7 protein-coding genes are annotated in these 6,647 nt (G+C 72.7%); all 7 read left to right on the top strand.

Translation table 11 applies throughout. The features are described from left to right. Positions 1 to 251: 251 nt before the first annotated feature. Entirely contained in the window at positions 252 to 560 is a 309-nt protein-coding gene (gene rplU / locus N864_RS17545; RefSeq protein ID WP_034719953.1) for a 50S ribosomal protein L21, read from the top strand. Positions 561 to 617: 57 nt separating this feature from the next. Beyond that, positions 618 to 890, top strand: a complete 273-nt coding sequence (gene rpmA, locus N864_RS17540) for a 50S ribosomal protein L27 (RefSeq protein ID WP_034719950.1) — start codon at positions 618 to 620, stop codon at positions 888 to 890. A gap of 130 nt (positions 891 to 1,020) precedes the next feature. Next, complete coding sequence (gene obgE, locus N864_RS17535; RefSeq protein WP_081793992.1) at positions 1,021 to 2,634, top strand: GTPase ObgE; 1,614 nt, start codon at positions 1,021 to 1,023, stop codon at positions 2,632 to 2,634. A gap of 21 nt (positions 2,635 to 2,655) precedes the next feature. Then, entirely contained in the window at positions 2,656 to 3,780 is a 1,125-nt protein-coding gene (locus N864_RS17530; protein ID WP_034719947.1) for a sensor histidine kinase, read from the top strand. Next, positions 3,777 to 4,610, top strand: coding sequence for a LytR/AlgR family response regulator transcription factor (locus N864_RS17525; RefSeq protein ID WP_240474383.1), 834 nt, complete (start codon positions 3,777 to 3,779; stop codon positions 4,608 to 4,610). The genes N864_RS17530 and N864_RS17525 overlap by 4 nt, the downstream gene beginning before the upstream one ends. After that, positions 4,607 to 4,996 carry a DUF485 domain-containing protein gene (locus tag N864_RS17520; protein WP_034719945.1) on the top strand — a complete coding sequence of 130 codons (390 nt, stop codon included), beginning with the start codon at positions 4,607 to 4,609 and terminating at the stop codon, positions 4,994 to 4,996. Before N864_RS17525 ends, N864_RS17520 begins: the two co-directional genes overlap by 4 nt. Then, the gene (locus tag N864_RS17515) at positions 4,993 to 6,534 is read left to right on the top strand and encodes a sodium/solute symporter (protein WP_034719942.1); all 1,542 of its coding nucleotides are present in this window, start codon (positions 4,993 to 4,995) and stop codon (positions 6,532 to 6,534) included. Before N864_RS17520 ends, N864_RS17515 begins: the two co-directional genes overlap by 4 nt. The last annotated feature ends 113 nt before the right edge of the window (positions 6,535 to 6,647 follow it).

Genomic DNA, 6,647 nt, shown 5'->3' with positions numbered 1-6,647 from the left:
CGGCGCCGGGGACGGGTCGTGGCCCCCGCCGGACCGCCCGGCGCCAGCCACGCCAGCCACCTCGACTCGGCCGCGGGTGAGGGAGCGGGCACACCGACGAGCGCCGGGGCCACCTCGGAGGGCTCGCCCGCCGGTTTGTGAGCACCGCCGCCGACCCGGTAATGTAGATCCTCGGTGCGCCCACCGGGCCCGTGTTGACGGGCCGGTGCCAGAAGTGGCACACCAGTCCTGATCAGAGAGTGAGTTTCACTGTGTACGCGATTGTTCGCGCTGGCGGTCGCCAGGAAAAGGTCTCGGTGGGCGATGTCCTGCTCGTCGACAAGGTGACGGGGCAGCCCGGCGACTCGGTCGAGTTCACGCCGCTGCTCCTCGTGGACGGCGAGTCGGTCACCTCCGACGCCGGCGCCCTTGCGAAGGCCTCCGTGACGGCCGAGGTGGTCAAGGCCGCCAAGGGCCCCAAGATCACGATCATGAAGTACAAGAACAAGACCGGCTACCGGAAGCGGCAGGGGCACCGCCAGCCGCTCACCCAGGTCAAGATCACCGGCATCAACGCCTGATCGACGCCCACAGCATCCGCGACTCTCGCGACACAGACTCACCAAGGAGTAACTGACATGGCACACAAGAAGGGTGCGTCCTCGTCCCGTAACGGGCGCGACTCGAACGCACAGCGACTCGGCGTCAAGCGGTTCGGCGGCCAGGTCGTCAACGCCGGCGAGATCCTCGTCCGCCAGCGCGGCACGCACTTCCACCCCGGTGAGGGCGTCGGCCGCGGCGGCGACGACACGCTCTTCGCGCTCGTCGCGGGCGCCGTCAAGTTCGGCAGCAAGCGCGGCCGCAAGACCGTCAACATCGAGCCGGCCGAGAGCCTCAGCGCCGCTGAGTGACCAACTGAGCTCATGCTGGTGAGAGGGCGGGCCCACGTGGCCCGCCCTTTCGCATGCACCCCGGCTGAGCGGCATACCCCGCATGATGGGTATGCCGCCCCGCCGGCTCTATCTGGAAGAGTGACCTGACATGGCAACGAACTTCGTCGACCGCGTCGTGCTGCACGTCGCCGCCGGCAACGGTGGTCACGGCGTGGCGTCGGTGCGGCGCGAGAAGTTCAAGCCGCTCGGGGGCCCCGACGGCGGCAACGGCGGCCGCGGCGGCTCCGTCATCCTGCGGGTCGACCCGCAGTCGACGACCCTGCTGGACTACCACCGCAGCCCACACCGGCACGCCGAGAACGGCAAGCCGGGCGCCGGCGACGAGCGCAACGGCGCCGACGGCCCCGACCTCGTCCTGCCGGTCCCCGAAGGCACCGTCGTCAAGGACAGCGACGGGCGGATGCTCGCCGACCTCGTCGGGATGGGCACCGAGCACGTCGTCGCGCGCGGCGGGCGCGGCGGTCTCGGCAACAAGGCACTCGCGTCCCCGCGGCGCAAGGCGCCGGGCTTCGCGCTCCTCGGCGAGCCGGGGGAGGCGCTCGACGTCGTGCTCGAGCTGAAGACCCTCGCCGACGTCGCCCTCATCGGCTTCCCCAGCGCGGGCAAGTCCTCGCTCGTGTCGGTCCTGTCGGCCGCCAAGCCGAAGATCGCCGACTACCCGTTCACCACGCTCGTGCCCAACCTCGGCGTCGTCACGGCCGGTCAGGCGCGCTTCACCATCGCCGACGTGCCGGGTCTGATCCCGGGGGCCCACGAGGGGAGGGGCCTCGGGCTCGAGTTCCTCCGCCACGTCGAGCGGTGCTCGGTCCTGGCCCATGTCATCGACTGCGCGACCCTCGAGCCGGGCCGCGACCCGCTCACCGACCTCGAGGTCATCGAACGCGAGCTCTCGCTCTATGTCCCCGACGCCGACCTCGGTGGGCGGCCGCTCGCCGAGCGCACCCGCGTCATCGTCCTCAACAAGGCCGACGTGCCCGAGGCGCGCGACCTGGCCGAGATGGTCAAGCCCGACCTCGAGGCCCAGGGCTACGAGGTCTATATCGTCTCGGCCGTCGCCCACCAGGGCCTCAAGGAGCTGACCTTCGCCTTGGCCCGACTGGTCGAACAGGCCCGCGCCGAGCTGCCCGAGGTCACCCCCCAGCGCGTCGTGCTGCGCCCCAAGGCGGTCGACGACAGCGGCTTCGAGGTCCGGCGCGAGCACGGCCCAGAGGGCGACTTCTTCCGCGTGGTGGGCGAACGCCCGACCCGGTGGGTGCGACAGACCGACTTCACCAACGACGAGGCGGTCGGCTACCTCGCCGACCGGCTCGCCCGGCTCGGCGTCGAGGACCAGCTCTACAAGGCCGGCGCGGTCGCGGGTGACACCGTCGTCATCGGGGCGACCGACGACGCCGTCGTCTTCGACTGGGAGCCGACGCTCCAGTCGGGCGCCGAGCTGCTCGGTGCCCGCGGCACCGACCTGCGCCTCGAGGAGCCCAGCCGGCCGACCCGCGGCGAGAAGCGCGAGGCGATGCAGGAGCGCTACTCGGCCCGCGCCGCGACGCAGGCCGAGCTCGAGGCGGAGCGCCGATCGGGCCTGTGGCACCTCGACGAGGGCGAGGGTGACGACGCGGGCCCCGAGGGCAGGGCCGACGGGCAGGCCGACACCTCCGGGCAGGCCGACACCGCGGGCGAGTCGGGCAAGCGCGGCCCCCAGCGCTGAGCCGTCCCCTATCCTCACGGCATGACGCCGTGGAGCGGGCTGCTGCGCCGGGACCACCTGGGGAGCCAGGCGGACCGCGCGACGTTCCGGACGCTGCACACCGCCTCGCTCGCGTCACCGCCCCTGCGTGGAGGGCTGACCAGCACGGCCGCCGAGCGGTCGCTCAAGTTCCTCCGGGCGCTCCTCGGCGCGCCGGCCGTCGCGATGACCGACACGAGCCGGCTCCTCGCCTGGGACGGCGGGCGCTCGGGGCACGGGGCGCACGCACCGAGGCTCGCCGAGGCGACCCTCGGCCACGGCCGGACGGTCGTCCTCGGCCGCGCCGAGATGGAGTGCGGCGACCCGGGCTGCCCGCTGCGCGAGGCGATCATCGCGCCGCTCGACGTGGAGGAGAAGGTCGTCGGGACGCTGCAGGTCTTCGCGCCGCAGGCGTCCGCCGGCCTGGTTCGCGCCACGAACGAGGTCGCCCGGTGGGTCTCGGGGCAGCTCGAGCTGGCCGAGCTGGACGCGTCGCGCACCCGACTCATGGAGGCCGAGGTCAGGGCGCTGCGCGCGCAGATCAGCCCGCACTTCATCTACAACTCCCTCACGGCCATCGCGTCGTTCACGCGCACCGACCCGGACCGCGCCCGCGAGCTGCTGCTCGACCTCGCCGAGTTCACCCGCTACTCGTTCCGCAAGCACGGCGAGTACACGACGCTCGCCGAGGAGCTCCGCTCGATCGAGGCCTACCTCGTCATCGAGAAGGCGCGGTTCGGTGACCGGCTGTCCGTGACGGTCCGCGTCGCCCCCGAGGTGCTTCCCGTTGTCGTGCCGTTCCTGTGCCTCCAGCCGCTCGTCGAGAACGCCGTCCGGCACGGCATCGAGGGCAAGCCGGGCCGCGGCGAGATCACCATCCTCGCCCAGGACGCCGACCGCGAGTGCGTCGTGACGATCGAGGACAACGGCATCGGCGAGGACCCGGAGCGCGTCCGGCAGGCGCTCGCCGGCGACGTGGCCCTCGACTCCGTCGGCCTCGCCAACGTCGATGAGCGGCTGCGCACCGCCTTCGGGGACGAGTACGGTCTCGTCGTCGAGACGGCGCAGGGCGCGGGCACTCGCGTCACCGTGCGCCTGCCGAAGTTCCAGCCGGGGGTGCACCTGTGACGGGACCGACGGGTATGCCGCCCACTGCGCCGGGTGCTGCGGCCCCGGTCCCAGCGGGGCGGGCCGGGGGAGAGGCGCGGGCGGTCGCGCCGCTGCGCGTGCTCGCGATCGACGACGAGGCGCCCGCGCTCGATGAGCTCGTCTGGCTGCTGCAGCGGGACGAGCGGATCGGGACGGTCCTCGCCGCGAACTCCGGCGAGCGGGCCCTGCGGGTCCTGCACGAGCGGCAGGTCGACGCCATCTTCATGGACGTGCAGATGCCGGGCCTCACCGGCCTCGACCTGGCCCGGGTCCTCTCGCGCTTCACGACGCCGCCACCGGTCGTCTTCGTCACGGCGCACGAGCAGCATGCCGTCGACGCGTTCGAGCTCAACGTCGTCGACTACGTGCTCAAGCCGGTCCGGGACGAGCGGCTCGCCGAGGCGGTGCGCCGGGTGCTGCGCCGGATCGAGGGGCGTGAGCCGGCCGCCGGCAGCGACGACGAGAGCATCGTCGTCGAGCTCGGCGGCGTGAGCCGCCTCGTCCCACGATCCGAGGTGCTCTACGTCGAGGCCCAGGGCGACTACGCCCGGCTGCACACCGCCTCCGGCAGCCACCTGCTCCGGGTGCCCCTCTCAACGCTGGCCGAGCAGTGGCGCGACGCCGGCTTCGTCCGGATCCACCGCTCCTTCCTCGTCGCCCTGGCCCACATCACGGAGTGGCGCAACGAGGGCGGTCGTTACACGCTCCTCGTCGGTGGCACCGAGCTGGCCGTCAGCCGGCGCCACACGAGGGGGCTGCGGGACGTCCTCGTGCGCCGTGCGCAACCGAGCCCGAGGAGTGGGACGTGACCCCTGGGAGCGAGCCAAGCGGCATACCGCAGCGGGTGCGGGTCACCAGCCCACGGACCTCCGCGGCGCGAGCGCGCCGCGTCTCCATCGCCTCCGAGATCGACGCGCAGACCCAGTTGGGGGAGGTCTACGTCACCTCGCTGATCCGCAGCCAGCTGCGGCTCGCGCTCGGGGTCGCGGTCGCGCTCGCCGTGACCCTCGGTGGCCTGCCAGTGGTCTTCACCCTCGTCCCGGCGTTCCGGCGCGCGACGGTCCTCGGCGTGCCCCTGCCGTGGATCCTGCTCACCGTCGTGGCCTTCGCCGAGATCATCGCCCTGGGGTGGGCCTACGTGCGGCGGGCCGAGCGCAACGAGGACGACTTCAGCGACCTGCTGGAGGGCCGGTGAGCACCGCGGCCAGCATCGCGGCGGTCCTCGTCGTCTCGGTCGCCACCCTCGTCGTCGGCGCCTACGGCCTGCGCGTCTCGCGAACGACGAGCGACTTCTACGTCGCCTCACGCGGCGTGGGCCCGATCCTCAACGCCTCGGCCGTCAGCGGCGAGTACCTCTCCGCGGCGTCCTTCCTCGGGGTCGCCGGGCTCATCCTCGTGCGGGGCGCCGACATGCTGTGGCTGCCGGTCGGGTGGACCGCCGGTTACCTCCTGCTGCTCGTCTTCGTCGCGGCGCCGCTGCGCCGGTCGGGCGCCTACACACTGCCCGACTTCGCCCAGCTCCGGTGCGAGTCCCGCGCGGCCCGGACCGTCTCGAGCGTCCTCGTCGTCGCCATCGGGATGCTCTACCTCGTGCCGCAGTTCCAGGGCGCCGGCATCACCCTGCGCACGTTGACGGGTGCGCCGCGCTGGGTGGGCCAGCTCGTCGTGGCCGTCGTCGTGTCGCTCAACGTGCTCGCCGGCGGGATGCGCAGCATCACGTTCGTGCAGGCCTTCCACTACTGGCTCAAGCTCGTCGCCCTGCTGACCCCGGTGTTCTTCCTGCTCGTCATGTGGGGGGCCCAGGGCGCCCCGGACGTCGGCACGCTCGACCTGGCCGAGTGGGCCGAGCCGCTGACGGGTGAACACGCCCTGTACCTGACCTACTCGCTCGTCGTCGCGACCTTCCTCGGCACGATGGGGCTGCCGCACGTCGTCGTGCGGTTCTACACGAACCGGGACGGCAGGGCCGCCCGCCGCACGACGCTCGTCGTGCTCGTCCTGCTCGGCGGGTTCTACATCCTGCCCGTGCTCTATGGCGTGCTCGGCCGGGTCTTCGCGCACGACCTCGTCGCCGCCGGACGGGCCGACTCGGTCGTCCTCGAGCTGCCGAGCCGCGTGTTCCACGGGCCCGTGGCCGACCTGCTCACCGCGCTGGTCGCCGCCGGCGCGTTCGCGGCCTTCCTCTCGACCGCCTCGGGGCTCGTCGTGTCGGTCGCGGGGGTGCTCAGCCAGGACCTGTTCCGCTGGCGGACCGAGCACGGGCAGGGGATTCGGGCCTTCCGGATCGCGACGGGGGTCGGCGTCTCGGTCGCCCTCCTGTTCACCTTCGTGTCGGCCGACGTGCCCGTGGCGCACGCGGTCGAGCTGACCTTCGCCGTGGCCGCCTCGACGTTCTGCCCCATGCTCGTCCTCGGCATCTGCTGGCGGGGGCTGACAGCGGTCGGCACGATCTGCGGCCTCATCGTCGGCGGGTCGCTGTCGATGACCGCAGTCCTCGCGACGATGTTCGGCATCGACCGCGAGGGGTGGCTCGGAGCCGTCCTGACCCAGCCGGCGGCCGTCACGGTGCCGACCGCCTTCGCCACGATGGTCGTCGCGTCCGTCCTGACCCGCCACCGCCGGCCGGAGCACCTGGCCCAGACGATGGTCCGGCTGCACGCCCCCGAGCACCTCGGCCTCGACCGCGGCACCTTCCACCCGGAGCAGTCGACCGCGGCCCGGCGCGGGAGCTGACCGCCGCCGAGGCGCTCGTACGGCCACCCAGCACGCTCGTGACCCGTGAATGTGAGATGCGAGTCAACGCAGTCGAGCCGGTCACGCCGCGGGGGAAACGTGCTGAGGTTGAG

The sequence above is a fragment of the Intrasporangium chromatireducens Q5-1 genome (genome assembly GCF_000576575.1).
Classification (GTDB): domain Bacteria; phylum Actinomycetota; class Actinomycetes; order Actinomycetales; family Dermatophilaceae; genus Intrasporangium_A; species Intrasporangium_A chromatireducens.
The sequence above is the reverse complement of the archived record's forward strand: the minus strand, read 5'-3'. Positions and strand labels throughout refer to the sequence as shown.